Below are 16,864 nucleotides of genomic sequence, written 5' to 3'. Positions count from 1 at the left end.
ACGCTCGCTTCGGCCGGTGCGGTCGAAACGCGCTTACCATCACGGTAGCGCTCGGCATAGTTGACCACCGATCTCTTGTTTCGTCGTATGTAGACTTGCAGCGGGTCTTGTCAGAAGAACTTGGGTTGAGCGGGGCAGGGCCGTTGCGTAGCATTTAGGAATGACCAAACCTTCCTCCTTCAAGTACTTCAAAACCAGTCCGGAGATTATCCGCCTTGCAGTGATGCTGTATATCCGCTTCCCGCTTTCGCTTCGAAATGTCGAAGATCTGCTGCATGAGCGAGGCATCGACGTAAGCCACGAAACCGTCCGATATTGGTGGAACAGGTTTGGTCCAATGTTTGCAGCTGAGATCCGAAGAAAGCGTGTTCAGCAACTCCGAGCCTTTTCAAAATCGAAATGGCACGTTGACGAGGTTTTCGTAAAGGTGAATGGCAAGCGGTATTATCTTTGGCGGGCCGTTGATCATGAAGGCGAGGTGCTGGAAGCCATTGTCACTAAGCGCCGAAATAGGCAGGCTGCACTGAAATTCCTCAGGAAATTGATGAAGCGACACGGTAAAGCTGGAGTAGTAGTCACCGATCGCTTCGCGTCGTATCAGGCCGCTCTCAGAGAGCTGGGCGCGCTCGAAAAACAACTGACGGGTAGGTGGCTCAACAACCGCGTCGAGAATTCGCACCTGCCATTCCGACGACGAGAACGCGCAATGCAGCGTTTCAGGCGTATGCGAAGTTTGCAGAAATTCGCCTCCGTCCACTCCTCCGTCTACAACCACTTCAACCAGGAAAGATCGCTCGTCAGCCGATACATCTTCAAGCTGACCCGCACCGCCGCGCTTGCCGAGTGGCGTGAACTTGGCGCGGCATAAAGGACAGTCTCACTGGCCTAGCTGAGACTGGTTCGAATTCGTCTGACAGCACCAGGTCGAGCTTACCCAAGCCGGGGAACTGATGATCGGATATGCGAGGAAAATACTCTCGCTTGCGGATGAGGCGGCGACGTCGCTAAGCGCGCCGGATGCGGCTTTGCCGCTGCGCATCGGTTTTGCTGAATATTTGGCCCCGGATCATCTGCATGAGTTGCTAAGCAGGTTCAAAAGATCGCATCCGAAACTTCAGATCGAGTTGAAACTGGGAACCGGGTTTGACTTGCGGGATGAACTGGATCAGGGGAATCTGGACGTCATCATCACCGGGCATGACGGCGGCAGTACCAAAACCCCGGACAGCATCGTTTTGCGTGAAGAGCCCATGGTTTGGATCACCAGTGACTATTTCGACCCTGACGAGGCGGATAGTGTTCCACTTGTCGTGATGCATTCGCGGTGCAGTTATCGGAAAATGGCCACCGAGACGCTGGATCGGTCAAGAAAACAATAGCGGATCGTCACGGAAGCCAACTCGATCCAAGGTGTTCAGGCCGCGGTCAAGGCAGGGCTTGGCGTCTCGGTTGTCGCTCAATCCGCAGTTGGAAATTTGACTGTTGTTAAGGAAGGTTTTCCGCAACTTCCCAATACCGCGATGGTCGCATATCTTCCCAAATCAAAACACGCCTTGGCCGAGCGGTTTGTTTCATTTGTCGCGGGCGGGCTTTGATTTCCCACAAGAAAAGAGCGGATCACCCGCTGAACTGTCACGTTGTTCCCGACTGCGCTGACTGTCACAGCCGGGATCAACTTTGTGTTCCTGCCGCTATTCCTGTGACCTAAGAGACGTCCACACCCCCGTTTTTTTGGCACCCGACCCGGCCGCTAAAACACGGCCGGGCTACATCGTAAACCCAGCTAATTGCTATGCTTGAGGAGGAGGCGTGCCTTCACAGTTGGAGACAACGGCGTCAATTTGCACCAATGCGCCCATGGGAATATCAGAAACAACAATAATTGTTCTGGCAGGCAGGTCCCCGGTGAAAAAGGTAGGATAAACACTGTTCACCGCCTCAATATCCGCGCTGTTTTTAAGCTGGATATTGAGTTTGACTGTATCGTCCATGACATGTTCGACGCTTTCGACAATTGCCTTGATATTCTTCAGGCATTGTTCGGTTTGTTCTGCGACACCACCATTGACGATTTCTCCGGTCACCGGGTTCAGCGGAAGTTGACCGGAAATATGATTATAGTGCGAGAACGCGACCGTGTGTGAGTATGGGGCTTGAGGTGCGTTATCCGTATTGCTTGCTTCTTTGATAATGAAACGGCTGTCTTCGGCAAGTTGCGGCGGAGTACCGTCACCATGCGAAACAACGGTATCGATTTGCACCTTGGCACCCTTTGGCAACGCAGACGCGATCACCACAGTTCGTGCAGGAACATAGTCTGGGAAAAATTCCTCGAATGCTTCGTCAACGACATCTGCGTCTGAGATATTTGTTAGGTAAACTGTTGTTTTTACAACGTCCTCCATGACGTGGTCGATGCTTTCCAGAATTGCCTCAATATTGAGTAAGCACTGTATTACCTGTTCTTTCGCATGCTCTGACACGATTTCCCCGGTTCTCGGGTGTACGGGAAGTTGGGCCGTCAGGTTGTTATAATGGGAAAACGCGACAGAATGCGAACTCAGGTCCTTAGGGGCATTGTCTGTGTTTCGTGAAACTTTGATCAGGTCCACCGGGTCTTGCGGGGTTGTGCCCTCGCCGTTTGATATAAGGGCATCGATTTGCAGCAACGCACCGTCCAAAGGCAGGTCCGCAACTTCGACCGTAACCCGTGTCGGAAGATCATGTTGGAAGAAGGTTGTATATACTTCGTCGACAGCGCTCAGATCTGATATATCCCTGAGAAAAATGTTGAGTTTCACAACGTCATCCATGACGTGGCCGATGCTTTCAACAATTGCTTTGATGTTGTTAAGACATTGTTTGGTTTGCTCTTTTATGCCACCGGATACGATTGTTCCGGATTTTGGGTCAAGCGGAAGCTGGGCCGTCAAGTTGTTGTAGTGAGAGAAAGCAACCGTTTGTGAACTCAGGTCTTTCGGTGCGTTGTCCGTATTTCGTGAGTTCTTTTTGATATCTTCGGTCATCTTGTTGTTCCTCCATTTATGGCCGCGCTGGCAGATTACCTGGTGATGGACAACTCAAACCTTGGCGAAGTCATCTGCTTTGCCGTGTTTGCACTGCCACCTACCCCGGTCGCCATCAGGCAAGGGGGGTGTAAGGTATTGCTGCGAATATTTCGTATCATTAATTTATTTAACTATAGGAAGCTATCTTGATGCTTGCAATCCCATATCTAAGGCTCTGCCCCGGATGCGCGAAACAGGACAGCTACAGATCTGAAATCAATTCGATTGTCCAAACGGTCATGCCGCAAAGTGCTGGAGCGATGAGAGGCGGAAAGGTCTTGGGTGAGTATTCTGTGCGATCTCGGCGGATGCGCAAGACGCCGAGTTTGTTGCATAGGGGTTCTACTGCCTCTGAACCAGATAATCGGGTTTAAGGCCAATTCGATACAGGCCTTGCCTAAGCCGAGTGCGACACAGGGCGGTATCAGCGAAGTGTGATCGGGAAACCCAATAGATAGAGACGAGTTTGAAAAGACAAGCCAAGCAGCCAAGGCCGTCGGCTTGTCTCGGGTCAATTGATCAGGAGGCGGCCTTGATCTGTTCGACAGCCTCTTGGGTGGTCCAGACTGCGTTGGCCATATAGCGGAAGTTGGTCAGAGCCGCGAGGTATCCGTCACCCTCGGGCAGCATGGCCGCAGCAGTGGCATCTTTGACAACAGCAACCTCAAACCCGTCCTCCAGAAGCTCTCGGAGGTGGCTTTCTGTGCAGAGGTTTGCCGACATTCCGGCCAGGATGACCTGATCGACACCGGCTTTGCGCAGCTGCAACGACAGGTCGTTCGTGTCGTTGCCATAGACCTTGTGCGGCGATGTCACGATGGTCTTGCCGTCTTCAATATATTGCTTGTATTGCGGCATCCAGTCCGCGCCCGAGTTTTCAAACCCGTCAATCACAAGCGGCCCTTTGCGGTCGAACATGCCGATCTTGTGCATCAGCTTTTCCAGAGCACCTTCGAATTTCCAACCGTGATCGGTGGGGTAGTAGTAATGCGGCGAGACCGCGACAGTGATCTCGGCATCCTTGGCGTTTTTGAACAGGGTTTCGATGTTCTCGACAGTGTTGTGTTCTTCCACACTTGCGCCGATGACACCCCAGGTCACGCCTTCAGGGTGCAAAAAGTCGATCTGCGGATCGGTCACAACCAAGGCGGCGCGGCTCAGGTCCAGTTTCATATCTGATGGTGGCAGTGCGGGTTCGGCCGGGTCAGCATACGGATTGGCGTTTTGTGCCTGAGCAGAACCGGCGGTGACAGCTGCTGCTGCAGTGGCTGCTGTTGCGGCCAGTCCACCTCTCAGGGCAGCCCGGCGCGAGATGTGATTTTTCTTGGGATCATGATCGTTGCAATCACACATTGTATGTCTCCTTTATCGCGTTTCAGTGGTTTCAACTTAGGAAGACGAATGTATCATTGCGTCCTGTTTTGGGGCGTTTGTTATGCAAAGCGTATCATTGCGTCCGAAATTCGGGTAGATTGACAATATGAAATATGAACATGTTTTCGATAAGCTGGATATCTCGGCCGATCCATTTGCGGTGTGCGAAATCAAGGGTAATTGTGAAGTCTCGCTTGCGCAGGATGTAAGCGCGACACTGCACTACATTCTCAGCGGTGAAGGGACAGTGTCGTTTCGGTCCGGGCCGCAGGTTCCGATTGCTGCGGGGACGTTGATATTGGTGCCTGCGTTGCAAAGCCACACCTTGCGCAGCTCTGCTATACCCGATGCGCCGCTGCCGCAATGCAACCCGACCGAATTGAAGTTGCGGCATATCCTTGCGGTCTCGGACAATTCGGCTTTGGATGGGCAGGTGACCGCCATCTGCGCGCGGGTCAAAGTCGGTTTACGTGGGGCGATCGATGTGATTGATCTGATCCGATCGCCGATTGTAGAACAGATTGGTCAGGATGGGGCATTGCGCTCGGCCATTGATGTTCTGCTGGGCGAACTCAGCCATCCGGGAATGGGCAGCAAGGCAATGATCCGGGCGGTTCTGATCCAATGCATGATCGAAATGTTGCGCAGACGGTTGAAATCCGAAGAGGGTGATCTGCGCTGGATGGCGGCGCTACGCGACCCAGCGGTTTGGGAAGCGCTGCGCGTCATGCTCGATTCCCCCGGTGATCCGCACACCGTTGAAACCCTGGCCGAGCGTGTGGGTATGAGCCGATCCGCTTTTGCCCAGCGGTTCACTACCGCTTATGGAAGCGGGCCGATCGAGTTGTTACGGGACCTGAGGTTGCGGCACGCAGCGAATTTGCTGACATCGACCGATATGCCTGTCAAGCGGATCGCGCATCAGGTGGGGTTCGGCAGCCGAACGGCCTTTAGCCGGGTATTTGAACAACGTACTGGCGAAAGCCCGAACCAGTTCCGCAAAACCCATAGTATGGATTAGGTAAGTTAGGTCTGCGCAGTATGCGACCTGTCGAGGGCAGCTCGGAGGTCTTCGATCAAATCGTCAGCGTGTTCCAATCCGACGTGCAGCCTGACTTGCGGGTGGTCTCGGCTGGACAGGCCGCTTTTGGGCTGAAGGGCCAGCGCAAGGCTTTCGAACCCACCCCACGATGCGCCAACAGCGAAGAGTTTCAGGCTGTCGACAAATCCCTCGGGGTGTAATCCGTCTGCAAGGCTCAGGCTCAGCAATCCGTTCACGCCGCTTGCATCACGCGTCCAAATGTCGTGGCCGGGATGGTCGGCAAGGTCGGGGTGCCAAACGCGTTGCACCTCGGGACGTTCGGCCAGCCAAGCTGCGATCTTGCGACTGGTCTCAGCGTGGCGGTCCAGCCGCAGGGAAAGTGTCCGCAGACCTCGCAGGCACGCATAGGCGTCATCAGGCGCAAGCAACTGTCCTGTTCGAAGCGTATGTGCCCGCAAGGGCGCGCTGGCTTCCCCTTTTGAAACTGCTGCTCCCATCATCGTGTCTGCGTGACCGCTCAGGTATTTGGTGCCCGAAATAATAGACACATCGCAGCCGAGACACAGGGGCTGGTACAACCATCCAGATCCATACGTGTTATCCGCCACGACCGTCAAGTTCAGGCCTTTAGCGCTGTCGCAAAGCGCGCGAAGGTTCATTACCTTGAATGTCAATGACGTCGGGGACTCAACCAACACAAGCTTTGTATTGGGTTTGATAAAGGGCGACAAATCAGTCGTGTCCCAAGGGATTGAAGAAAAGCCGACATCCATCTGTGACAGGTATTCGTGGCAGAAACTCTGACTGGCGTGGAAAACCTCGTCAACCATGATCATGTGATCCCCGGGACGCAGGAAAGCCGCCAGGGTTGTGGTGATCGCCGCAACGCCGGACGGGTACAGAAAACACGCGTCCCCCTGTTCCAGATCACAAAGAGCTGCAGACAACGCGTGTGCCGTCGACGTCCCGCGTCGCCCATATGAAACAATGTGGTCGTCCGTTTTCCGACGCTCCTTGGCCTCGCGGAACGTGGACATCGTATCGTGCAAAATGGTCGAGGCGCGTTCTACCGGCGGATTTGCCGGGCCGGGCAGGGAGCAGCGACCGTAGTGGATCAGCTTGGTGTCACGGCGCATTGTCTGATCCTGACGCATCTTCGCAATTGGCGGGTTTCCAATGTGAGCGTGCCGCAAGGCAGAGGCCGGTCAGCAGGGCAAAGCCCGAGGAATGTCCGATCCGGCCCAGAGCATCGACTGCTTGCGTCAGCTCAGACCTGAGGCGTTGGCTAGGTGAGGGGCGGATTTCAAGCGCAAGTTTGAAAGCGAGATGGATGAGATTGTGAACGGGTTGGATGCATTGGCCTCGCGCCGCCCATTTGAGGAAGGCGCGGCTCAGGTCATTTGTCTGGGCGTTCAATGCAATCAAAAGCAGATCCTTGACTGGCTTGCCGCTCCAGGCGTGATACAAGAGCAGGCCCGCCAGAATATCATCGCCACTGGGGGTCAAGCCATCACCACGACCTTGCAGAACAAGCCGCGCGGCATTTAGATCATCGGCGTTAAGTGCAGATGGTAACGTGGCAAGCGCGGGCCGAATGTCTTGGGGAATGTAGCGAGACTCGAATAACCCAGCGAGCACTGGGGTTGCCAGAACCAAGTCGCACGGCTGCGGGCTGAATGGTCGAAAGCGCGTTGCGGATTTTAGAGAAACTGAGACTGGACCGATAGTCACAGTGTTTGGTCGGATCCAGACCGTTGTTCCGAGACTGGGCTTTGGCGGAGTATGCCTCAAAACTAAGTGCAGAGGACCCGCAGAGATTTGAGGGCCACCAATGGCAAAAATCCGGTCTTTTTCATCTCTGATATAGAGCCCGGATGAGAATGTTGCGATTACCTGTGCATTGATCGCACCACCGGCCGGGGCGACGGGAATACCGTCGCCCACAGTGTTCGCCAGGTAGATTGGTGAAACGTCAGGATATGCGGCTGTCAAGGTCAAGCAGGGCATCCACAAAACATTTCACCGGCGCCCACGCGACACCTGCACCGACCTGCCCGGTGCCGTCCGAGATGTGAATAATTCCGGTGTTGACAGCCGGGGTAATTGACAACTCGGCGACTTTGCGCACGTCTACGCCAACCGGTGTGCCCACATTGTCCAGAATTGGCAGTCTGAACCGGGTGCTTTCGCCGGAACAGATACGTTGCATACTTTGCGTAGCCGCAATCGCATCTGACATGCGGCCGCCCAGGAACCCGGCGACCGCAGGTGAATTCGCAGCTGCTGGACCACCAAGCCCAATCAACTCCAAAACGGCGCTGTCGCCGATATCGGGTGCGCTGGTCTCGGGCCCTTGGCCGGGGTAGTAAAGCGCGTCCTGAATCGGGGGTGAATCTGTAATGAACCAGTTTCCTTCTTTGCCCGGGAGGCGAACACCGTAGGTCGCACCATTGCGGCTCATAGTGGTGACGATACTTGAGTTTTCGACATCCGACGCGGAATCGACGAGTGACTTGGCTGCCGCCATGGCCACGTTGAGGAACATCAGGTGATTGCCGCTGAGAAAAGTGGCCACTTCGGCAGCGCGATCGTGATCGCTGGCGACAAGGTGCGGCAGCAGATCGCGTAGGAACAGGTTCGTGGTTGCCTGAACCCTCATATGGACATCGTCCCCCATCGGAACGCCCTGTGCGGCCAGAGACAATACATCTATCGGGCCTTTGGCATGAAGCGCTTTGGCTAGCACGGGTCCAACCGCATCACGCAGGAACCTTAGCCGTTCGATAGCGTTGTCGTTGTCAACACCAAACCAAGCCACTTCACCGGACCCTTGGTTGACGCTCGAGTAGGCGGTAGTGCCGCCAAACTCGTTTTCCATAACGTAGACCGGGGCAGATGGGCCAATCGACGTGGCCATCGGCACTACGGTCGCGCTTTCATTTGCTGGTTTCAATTCGACTTCGTTTGATTGCACCAGTTTTTCAGCTGCTTCGACGTCATTCGCCCAGCCCTCTGCGACTATGGCGGCCTTGATCGATCGTTGTAGCGGGTTGGGCATATCGCTCCAGGCAATTGAGGGCCCACAGTGAAGGATTGTGCGCTCGCCCATATTGGGAATAACAGCCCCGGCGCGATCAATACCCTTGAGCATCGGAACACCTTCATTGATGCGGTGGATCACTTCCGCATTCGCTTTGTTCACGATTTCGGCCTTGGGGCCGAGCAGGCGACCTAACGCGGCAACCACGTCAGCATCACCTCCACCTGGAATACGCCAGTCTACGCCGACTACTGAAGCTCCTTGATCGCGGGCCGAGGTTTCAAACAGAGGCAAGCCAATATTCACGATATTGACGCTTTCGGGCAATTTCACGATTGGCGCGGCAGTCATGAAGGGTATTCCTTTCGATGAGGGTCGTAACTTATAGGAAATAGTAAATTACCTATAGTGATTGTGTCAAACTATATTCGTCAACGTCTGACTCTGATGGACGCTGCGGTCGTACCAGAGCTTCGGGCCCGAGCGGGTGGATTGCCCGGACCCAAAGCGGATGCCATGTTCAGTCCTGCGGGATCTGGCGGGTATGAACAGACATCATCCGGCAAGCCCTTACGCTTCGTTGGTCATAGCCGATCCCCATGTCCCTGAAATCATGCCGCAAATTGCCCCGGCGATGATCGACAGCGGCATCAGGATGATCTGGTTTTCCAGACTGGCCGAGGTCAGCACTGCGGTGCTCATGACATCGGGTGTCTGCAGCAGGTAAGCGTAGGAGCTGGCGATCCCGAACACGGTGCAGGGAATGGCCGAAAACAGGTCGGTCTTAGCGGCCAGCACAGCAACAGCGACCCCCAGATTGACCACAATAGCGGCCCAAAGCGGTAATCCAAGCGCGTCTGCAAGCGGAACATTCAATATGATCAGTGTCGACACCCATGCGATGGCGCAACCGAAAATACCGCAGACAACGATGTTCTTGAAGGCAGCCCCATCCGCGCCGAACGCGAAGAAGCCTCCCCAAACGGCAAACGCGGCCCAGATCAGGAAAAACCCGCTGAGCGGACCCAGCGCGAGATAGGTTGCTACGGCCCCGGTAACAGGGATGCTAATGGCTAGCGCATTCAAACTTTTCACAATCAGTCTCCTATACTGTTGGTACAGTGGCATCAGGCCACTGAATGGCGTGCAGATTGGTTCTGCTTTTTGTGATTGTTTGCAGGCCCGCCCATACGAGGGCGGATCATGGCGCTGACTGTGGCCGGATCACGCTGCGCCAGGCGCGATGGGTGTTGACTTGATGTGAATGTCCGGGGCGGATTTGAGCGTATTGGTAACATAGCAAACCCGCTCGGCAGCCCGGATGATGCCGTCGATTTGCGATGGATCACAGCCCAGTTGGCTGGATATTGTGATGGATGCGTATTTGGGTCCGTCGTAGACACCTGTGACCGAAACCCTGAGTTCTGTCAGTTCGACAGATCGTTTGCGGGCACAAAAGGCGATTGCGACTGTGAAACAGGACGCCACAGAAGCAAGCAAAACCGATGTCGGCTCGGGGCCAAGGTCTGTGCCGCCAACCGAGGCTGGTTCATCGACCGTAACCGAGAACCCACCCATATCAACGTCACAGCAAAGGCCCGCGCGCCATATGCTTTCAACTGTTTTCTGGCCGCTCAATGCGTATGCTCATGATCATGGTCATGACCATGTGGACGTTTGCAGAAATCTTCGGTCAAAGCGTCGATATCCTGTTTCGACAACAAACCGTTATTGACGACCAGAGATTCCAGTGCCGCGAACCAACGTTCATAGTAGCGATACGGTGTTTCGATGCTGTCGCGGTCCTTTTCGTATTCTGCAATTGCTGCGATCAGCCCGTGCTGAAAATCGGTCCAGTTGAAAACACCCTGATCAGCCAATGCCGCAGCCATGCCAAAGGCGCGGCTTTCCCAGGGTTCTTCAAAGACCAATTCGCCGTTCGAACGGGGCAGGGGCGTTTGGGAATCGGGGCCCAGATTATCTATCATGCTCATGGCTTAGCCCGCCCCAACCTGTGCTACACCCACCATGGCATCACGTGAAACCAGCTTGGCCAGTTCATCCTCGGACAGGTCTTCGGTTCCTTCCGGGCGCATGGGCAGAATGAAATAGCGGTTCTCGGCACTTGAATCCCAGACCGTGATGTCTACGCTTTCTGGTAGGTCCAGCCCCATCTCTTTGAGCAACTTGCGCGGTTCACGGACCGAGCGTGAACGATAAGCTGGATCCTTGTACCAGTTCGGGGGCAACCCAAGCAGCGGCCACGGATAGCAAGAGCACAAAGTGCAAACGACCATGTTGTGCATTTGGGGGGTATTCTCAACCACGACGATATGTTCACCTTGTGGCCCGCCAAAGCCAAGTTCCTTGCAGGCTTCGGTGCCGTCGGCCAGCAAACGTTTCCTATAGTCATCGTCGACCCAGGCTTTTGCCACCACTTTGGCGCCGTTCATCGGGCCGACATCGTTGACGTAGCGGTTGATGAATCCGTCCAATACGTTTGGATCAACAAGGCCCCGTTCAACGAGCAAAGCCTCGAGTGCTTCGACGCGGATTTGTGGCGACGGGTAGTCTTCGGAATGAGGGAGCTCGGTCATGCGGCCTCCATGTAGCTTTCAAACAGGTCAATGCGGATTTTGGACTTTTCGGCGTCTTCGCCCCAGAGTTCGGCGGAGTCGAATTCGACCGTATAGACATGTTGCGGGTCTTCGCCGGTGAAATGCGCAGTGCTGTCCGGCAACACCGCGGCAGGGCGGCGCGCAATCACGGTGCCAGTGCGGCCTCGGATATAGGCCGGCAGCCGGGTATGGCCCGATTTGCGCTGTGATGAGGCGCGAATCGTCTGTCCAGCCTCGAATTTCGGGGCATCTTCAATTTGGCGCAAAGATCCCGCACCACCCCTTTCATATTGGGGTTTTCTTGTTTCGACATCTGCGGGCTCGTCAATTTTTTCGCCTTGCATGACCCGAGCCCGTGCGGCAACCGCTCCTGGTGCAAGAATGCCACTATCGACGCACAGCAACTCGGCTGTGCTGATCCAGCGACCATAGTATCCTTCGGACAGGTAATCGACAGGATGCAGACGTTCCAGCCCATGACGAAACGCGTCAAGATTGGTTCCCGACACGCCCATCGAGGCCAGGCTCAAGGCAAATGCGCGCGCTTCCCAGTCTTCTTCGAACACCGGTTCATCTGGGTCGATTTCGACACTTCCCCAGCCCTGGGTTCCCCCCATGTCATGTATTCCATCCATGAATCGTCTCCCTTGTTTGTCCGAAACGGTACGGGAAGTAGGTGTAATGTGTCAACTATACGATATGCTCATTACTTTCGAGAAATATTTGAAATACCTATCGGCCCAGATAGGCTGCTAACAAAAAGATTGACCAAATTAATTATAAGAAATAATATAACTCGTATCCGTAACGCCAACACCGTATGGTAAATTCAGCATAGTAAATGAGGATTTCAGGCATGCTTGCAGACCCCAGCCCGCGTTTTCTCGATGTGGCGCCCCGCAGCCCCAAGCCGAGATTGGCTGGTCTGACGCATGTTCTGGACAAAGGTTGCACGGTCTCACACACGCGGGATGTCATTCAGCAGTCGGCGGGATTGATTGATATCTGGAAGTTTGGCTGGGGTATCTCGTATATTGATCCGAATGTGCGCACCAAGGTGGCAGAGCTGCGTGAAGCGGGGATCAAAACCTGTACGGGTGGTACACTGATGGAGATCTCGCGCCTTCAAGATCAGGTTGGCCCGATGCTGAGATTTGCGGCGGAGGTTGGGTTTGATTGCGTCGAAATCTCGGATGGTGCGTCTGAAATACCTGCGGACGAAAAACAGGCGTTGATAGGCCGTGCTCGTGACACTGGTTTTGAGGTCTTGGCCGAAGTTGGCAGTAAAGACCCGAGCAAAACTGCCAAAGCCGAAGATTGGATTTCTGAAATCGAGGGTGATCTGGCCGCAGGTGCCACTTGGATCGTTGCCGAAGGCCGTGAGAGTGGTACGGTGGGTCTTTATCAATCTGACGGCAGCGCCCGCTGCACCCTGATCGAAGCTCTGATGCGCAGTGAATATGCTGAGAAGATGATCTTTGAGGCTCCGCGCAGGGATCAGCAAGTGTTGTTGATCAAGCATTTTGGCTCCGAGGTGAACCTTGGCAATATTCAACTGGATGAAGTCCTTGGGCTAGAGACGCTGCGATTGGGTCTGCGCGCGGACACCATGCGGACTCAGGAGGCTAAAAAGGCTGACGCGGATGTTCGACTTTGATGCTTCGGCCCGCAATATTGTTCCGAACCGCTATAGGCAGGTTGCGCTTTCGACGGATTTGAACAGTCTTGATCCGGACTGGCTGATCACCCATTTTACAGGTCGTGAAGCCTATATGCGCACACGTTTCATCGTTGCCAGAAAGGGGCAAAAGACCACTTTGCTCGAGGTGGATCGTGAGAATGACACAGATTTGTTCTCCCCAATCACTGCCGTACGTGTGTTGGCTGCACCCCAAGACTGTTTGTATGTCCTCGATGAGTGGGCAGATGCGGGCATTCCGTCTCACCTGGCCACTGTAGCTGACCGGCACCCTGAACATAAATGTGTCGTGATCGAGGGTCGCTATTCTCATGTTAGTTTCATCCTGAATCCCGACCCGATCCGGTTGCATGTTCTGGATATCGTGCCGCCATTTCCATCCAAACTTGTGGACCAGGTGACGCGGGTGCTGGACGGGGCTGAGACGTTGCCTCCGATCGTAGTGGTTCCGGTTCTGACCGACAGCCGGGACGTTCTGTCCGATGAAAGAAGCCCAGTACCGCAGGAGCTTCTTGTGCCGTGCCGGGGATCAGGTGTCGACGTGGCCAATGCGTCCGTATCCTACTTGGATGAACGTCCCGACGAGAAGGATTGGGTGTTGTTGGGGTGTGAGAGATCAGATCAGATACACAATTGGTTTTATCACAAACCGCCTGATCTGGTGGATACCTGCCCAAGAAAGTTCCTGCCGCAATTGTCGCATGCTGGGGGACCAGTTCTGACGCGATGCTGCTTGTTGCAGGAAGGGATCGAGGATCGTTCGGACGCCGTATTTGTGCCTTGGGGTGCATCGCTGGATGAAGTCCGTGACGCGATTGAATTGATCATTGAACAGACGGGGGTAGTATGGTCGCACATATGATTGATTCCGAAATTTTCGGACACCAGTGGGCAACGGCTGAGGGGCGGGAAATTTTTAACGAACCAGCCCGTGTTCGTCGATGGGTGCGGGTAATTATTGCATTGGCGCGCGCGCAAGCCGAATGCGGAATTATCCCCTCCCAAACTTTGCCGGCGATCGAGAGTCTGGCCCAGACCGACTTGCCAATTTCCGATATCGCTCAACAGACACGGGCAACCTCGCATTCAACATTGGGAATGATCCACGTCCTACGCGATCATTTGCCCGAGGATGTGCGTGAATACGTGTACTTTGGCACCACGGTTCAGGACATAACCGATACCTCGCAGGTTCTTGAGATGCAGGCTGTTGCTCGCTTGATTTGGCGCGATTTGTGGATCACCGAAGGTCTCTTGTTAACGCTTGCCGAACTGCATCGCGCGACACCAATGGTTGGACGTACACATGGGCAACCCGGATCTCCTATATCCTTCGGGTTGAAGGCGGCTGTCTGGGCGGATGAAGTCGGTCGCCACTTGCAGCGGTTGCAGCAAGCCGGTAGCCGTCTGTTCGTCGGCCAGCTGGGTGGTGCAGTCGGTTCACTGGGGTTCTTCCGGGACAGGGCGATGCCGTTGAGGGCGCAATTTTGCGATGAACTGAATCTCGGCGAGCCGGATATCAGCTGGATAAACGCCCGGGACCGATTTTGCGAGTTTGCGCAGCTTCTGGCCATGATAACGGCGACTTTGGCGAGAATTGCTAATGAAGCATTCACTCTGCAGCGCAAAGAAATCGGTGAGCTGGCCGAAAGAACTAACCCGAATACAGTTGGCAGTATTACGATGCCGCACAAGCGCAACCCGGAATCCAGCGAACAGATCGTGGCGCTGTCAAAACTCGTGCGAGCTAATGTTGGTATAATGACAGAAACCATGCTGCAGGAAAACGAGCGCGATGCCCGTTCTTGGAAAGTTGAGTGGGCAGTTTTCCCCGAACTCTGTCACTACAGCCTTGCAGCAGCGGCGATGGCGCGGGATTTGGTTGAAGGACTGGAAGTGAACGTCGACGCGATGCGCCGCAATTTGCCGGTCGAATCCGCTTCGGAAGGTGTTTTGACATCCCTGTCTGAAAAGCTGGGTAAACACAATGCGCAGGCCGTGCTGCAAAACGCCTATCGCAAGGTGCGCGAAGAGGGTGTGACCATACCCGAAGCGCTGTCTGAACTGGTTGAAGGATTTGAGCCTGATACCGGCTCGCAGGTAGATATCGGAGCTTCGGCCCAGATGGTGGACCGCGTTATTGCGCGGGCGAACAGTCGACGGAAGACCGAGAGCGAAGTCGCGTTCTGACAAGGGTACGACGCATATCAAAAAAATATAGGAGCCCCTATGACCATCGCAGATGTAAGATCGGGATCGCAACGTCTGGCGGGCCCGTCCGCCTCCGGCCCGGCACAAGAGTTGATCGACGCAGGGTTTGCATGGGAAATCGCTGATGCTCCCATTTTGCACCACGGGCTGAATATTGCGGATCTGGGGCATGTGATGGATCTGATGCATCGTCAGATTATTCCGGACGATGCTGCCCGGAAACTTCTACGGGTCTTGCTTGAGGCGCACGAAACCCCCGTCGAAGATTTCCCTTACAACGCTGCTTACGGGGAACCGTATAACTCGCGCGAGCGGCATTTTGTATCAAGGATTGGCGATGCTGCGGGCTGGCTTCATGCAGGCCGCCCCAGACGCGAGGCCGCACGTGTTGCTCTGCGGGTCGAGATGCGGCGCCTGACCGCGGAACTGATCCGCGCGGTCAGTTCATTTGCCGAAACAACAGCCAGTTTTGCGCGGGATCACCGCGATGTTCTGATGGCGGATCAAACTTATCTGCAGCAAGCGCAACCTTCGACCTTTGGTCACTATTTGCTGGCCTTCGTCCCTCCGGCATTGCGGGATGCTGAGCGGATGCTGACCTGCCTGTTTCAGATCAACCAAAGCCCTGGCGGCGCGGGTTGTGTGAACGGCACGCAACTGCTGGATGATCGAACCTATATTGCAGATCTGATGGGCTTTGATGGGGTGATCGATCACACGCGGGATGCCATGTGGCAGACGGATACGTTTATTGATGTCCTGTCTTCAGCCGTTAGTGCCCTGTCCAACCAATCCAAGCTGGCTGAAGATCTCGAGATTTGGTCCAGTCAGGAATTCGACTATGTGGATCTGGCGGGGCCCTACACCCGATCTTCAGTTCTGATGCCGCAAAAGCGTAACCCCTATTCTCTTTCCATCGTACGGGGTGGAGGAGGCGTTCTAATTGGGCGTCTCAGCGGGTTTCTTGCGGTCGTAAAAAGCCCTTCGGCACGCAGCGACAACTTGATATTTGCCTATGGCGAAGTGCCTCGTGCGCTAGACTTCTCGGCCCGGATCAGTGAACTGATGACGGGCGTTGTCGGGACCTTGACCGTCAACAAGGATCGCATGTGGGCGTTGCTTGAGAACAGTTTCTGTCAGGCGACGGATCTGGCGGAGCACATCATGCTGACGCATAAACTGGATTATAGAATGGCCTATAATATTGTTGGTGAAGCCGTTCGAACGGCTAGTCGAGCCGGGCTACGAGGTGTGGATGTCACGCCCGAAATCATAGAGGATGCCGCGCAGAAGGTTGCTGGGATTTCGTTAAAACCTGATGCCGACACGCTGAAACAGGCATTAGATCCGCGCAATATTGTCGCCACGCGAACGGCTCCGGGCGGTGCCGCGCCCGAGGTTGTCCTGCAGATGGCAGAAGAAAACCGGGACGCGGCGAAAAAGCTGAACCGTAGCGCAGAGGAAGCGTTGAAACGATTCTCGGATGCAGAAGAGGCACTGTTGAAGAAGGCAATTGAGATTGTTAACGATGGTAAATAATATACCTGTTCGAAAGTCATGATCGAAACGTGATAATGATGGCGAAACAAGGTTGCCTCGCACGTCCTCAGTGCTGGGCTCCCACTTGGATTTATGATGTCTTTCGGAGCCAAATCAATCTAAGAATTTGTTTTTAAATATAAAATACTGCACTTTTTTCGATGCAATCTCCCACATGATCACTTTTTTAACCCTACTAGGCCGGTAGCGTTGGAGTGGCGCGTTGCGAAGTTCGCCTCAGCCTTGCCAGAAAGGAAAGTAAACAGAAAGCTT

The 16,864-nt window shown here is 54.6% G+C and carries 16 protein-coding genes and 1 pseudogene; 7 read left to right on the top strand and 10 right to left on the bottom strand.

Going from position 1 to position 16,864, the window contains the following annotated elements:
- Window positions 1–160: 160 nt before the first annotated feature.
- Window positions 161–868 carry an IS6 family transposase gene (locus tag ACR0DG_RS19660; RefSeq protein WP_480699956.1) on the top strand — a complete coding sequence of 236 codons (708 nt, stop codon included), beginning with the start codon at window positions 161–163 and terminating at the stop codon, window positions 866–868.
- Between the two features lie 82 nt (window positions 869–950).
- Window positions 951–1,595 (top strand): annotated as a pseudogene (locus tag ACR0DG_RS19655) (LysR substrate-binding domain-containing protein).
- A 195-nt stretch (window positions 1,596–1,790) separates the two neighbouring features.
- Here the strand turns inward: ACR0DG_RS19655 and ACR0DG_RS19650 are convergent.
- Both ACR0DG_RS19650 and ACR0DG_RS19645 read right to left on the bottom strand, forming a co-directional pair.
- Entirely contained in the window at window positions 1,791–3,026 is a 1,236-nt protein-coding gene (locus ACR0DG_RS19650; RefSeq protein WP_480699957.1) for a Rid family hydrolase, read from the bottom strand.
- Window positions 3,027–3,587: 561 nt separating this feature from the next.
- Window positions 3,588–4,421: a cysteine hydrolase family protein gene (locus ACR0DG_RS19645; protein ID WP_480699958.1), complete on the bottom strand. Its 834-nt coding sequence runs from the start codon at window positions 4,419–4,421 to the stop codon at window positions 3,588–3,590.
- Between the two features lie 127 nt (window positions 4,422–4,548).
- Between ACR0DG_RS19645 and ACR0DG_RS19640 the strand changes: the two genes are divergently transcribed.
- On the top strand, window positions 4,549–5,463 hold the full coding sequence (locus tag ACR0DG_RS19640; protein WP_480699959.1) for a helix-turn-helix domain-containing protein: 915 nt from the start codon (window positions 4,549–4,551) through the stop codon (window positions 5,461–5,463).
- Between the two features lie 5 nt (window positions 5,464–5,468).
- Here the strand turns inward: ACR0DG_RS19640 and ACR0DG_RS19635 are convergent, their stop codons facing one another.
- The 8 genes from ACR0DG_RS19635 to nthB all read right to left on the bottom strand — a co-directional run bounded on the left by ACR0DG_RS19635 (window position 5,469) and on the right by nthB (window position 11,777).
- A complete protein-coding gene (locus ACR0DG_RS19635; RefSeq protein WP_480699960.1) occupies window positions 5,469–6,620 on the bottom strand; it encodes a trans-sulfuration enzyme family protein in 1,152 nt (383 codons plus the stop codon).
- Entirely contained in the window at window positions 6,610–7,122 is a 513-nt protein-coding gene (locus tag ACR0DG_RS19630; protein ID WP_480699961.1) for an oxamate carbamoyltransferase subunit AllH family protein, read from the bottom strand. The genes ACR0DG_RS19635 and ACR0DG_RS19630 overlap by 11 nt, the downstream gene beginning before the upstream one ends.
- Window positions 7,123–7,456: 334 nt before the next feature.
- The gene (locus tag ACR0DG_RS19625) at window positions 7,457–8,875 is read right to left on the bottom strand and encodes a YlbE family protein (protein WP_480699962.1); all 1,419 of its coding nucleotides are present in this window, start codon (window positions 8,873–8,875) and stop codon (window positions 7,457–7,459) included.
- A 219-nt stretch (window positions 8,876–9,094) separates the two neighbouring features.
- On the bottom strand, window positions 9,095–9,619 hold the full coding sequence (locus tag ACR0DG_RS19620; protein ID WP_480699963.1) for a DUF1097 domain-containing protein: 525 nt from the start codon (window positions 9,617–9,619) through the stop codon (window positions 9,095–9,097).
- Window positions 9,620–9,748: 129 nt separating this feature from the next.
- Entirely contained in the window at window positions 9,749–10,162 is a 414-nt protein-coding gene (locus tag ACR0DG_RS19615; protein WP_480699964.1) for an OsmC family protein, read from the bottom strand.
- Window positions 10,159–10,518, bottom strand: a complete 360-nt coding sequence (locus tag ACR0DG_RS19610) for a nitrile hydratase accessory protein (RefSeq protein WP_480699965.1) — start codon at window positions 10,516–10,518, stop codon at window positions 10,159–10,161. The genes ACR0DG_RS19615 and ACR0DG_RS19610 overlap by 4 nt, the downstream gene beginning before the upstream one ends.
- Window positions 10,519–10,521: 3 nt before the next feature.
- A complete protein-coding gene (gene nthA / locus ACR0DG_RS19605; protein ID WP_480699966.1) occupies window positions 10,522–11,121 on the bottom strand; it encodes a nitrile hydratase subunit alpha in 600 nt (199 codons plus the stop codon).
- Window positions 11,118–11,777 carry a nitrile hydratase subunit beta gene (gene nthB / locus ACR0DG_RS19600; protein WP_480699967.1) on the bottom strand — a complete coding sequence of 220 codons (660 nt, stop codon included), beginning with the start codon at window positions 11,775–11,777 and terminating at the stop codon, window positions 11,118–11,120. Before nthB ends, nthA begins: the two co-directional genes overlap by 4 nt.
- Before the next feature lie 221 nt (window positions 11,778–11,998).
- Here nthB and ACR0DG_RS19595 point away from each other — a divergent pair, with 221 nt between their 5' ends.
- From ACR0DG_RS19595 to ACR0DG_RS19580, 4 genes are read left to right on the top strand one after another with little or no spacing between them, the layout of a single operon-like run.
- On the top strand, window positions 11,999–12,799 hold the full coding sequence (locus ACR0DG_RS19595) for a phosphosulfolactate synthase (RefSeq protein ID WP_480699968.1): 801 nt from the start codon (window positions 11,999–12,001) through the stop codon (window positions 12,797–12,799).
- Complete coding sequence (locus ACR0DG_RS19590; RefSeq protein ID WP_480699969.1) at window positions 12,786–13,703, top strand: XcbA family protein; 918 nt, start codon at window positions 12,786–12,788, stop codon at window positions 13,701–13,703. Before ACR0DG_RS19595 ends, ACR0DG_RS19590 begins: the two co-directional genes overlap by 14 nt.
- Window positions 13,688–15,031: a class-II fumarase/aspartase family protein gene (locus ACR0DG_RS19585; protein ID WP_480707288.1), complete on the top strand. Its 1,344-nt coding sequence runs from the start codon at window positions 13,688–13,690 to the stop codon at window positions 15,029–15,031. Before ACR0DG_RS19590 ends, ACR0DG_RS19585 begins: the two co-directional genes overlap by 16 nt.
- A gap of 39 nt (window positions 15,032–15,070) precedes the next feature.
- Complete coding sequence (locus ACR0DG_RS19580) at window positions 15,071–16,591, top strand: lyase family protein (RefSeq protein WP_480699971.1); 1,521 nt, start codon at window positions 15,071–15,073, stop codon at window positions 16,589–16,591.
- Window positions 16,592–16,864 lie beyond the last annotated feature (273 nt).

Source organism: Ruegeria sp. BG8 (assembly GCF_056538325.1).
The sequence above is the reverse complement of the archived record's forward strand: the minus strand, read 5'-3'. Positions and strand labels throughout refer to the sequence as shown.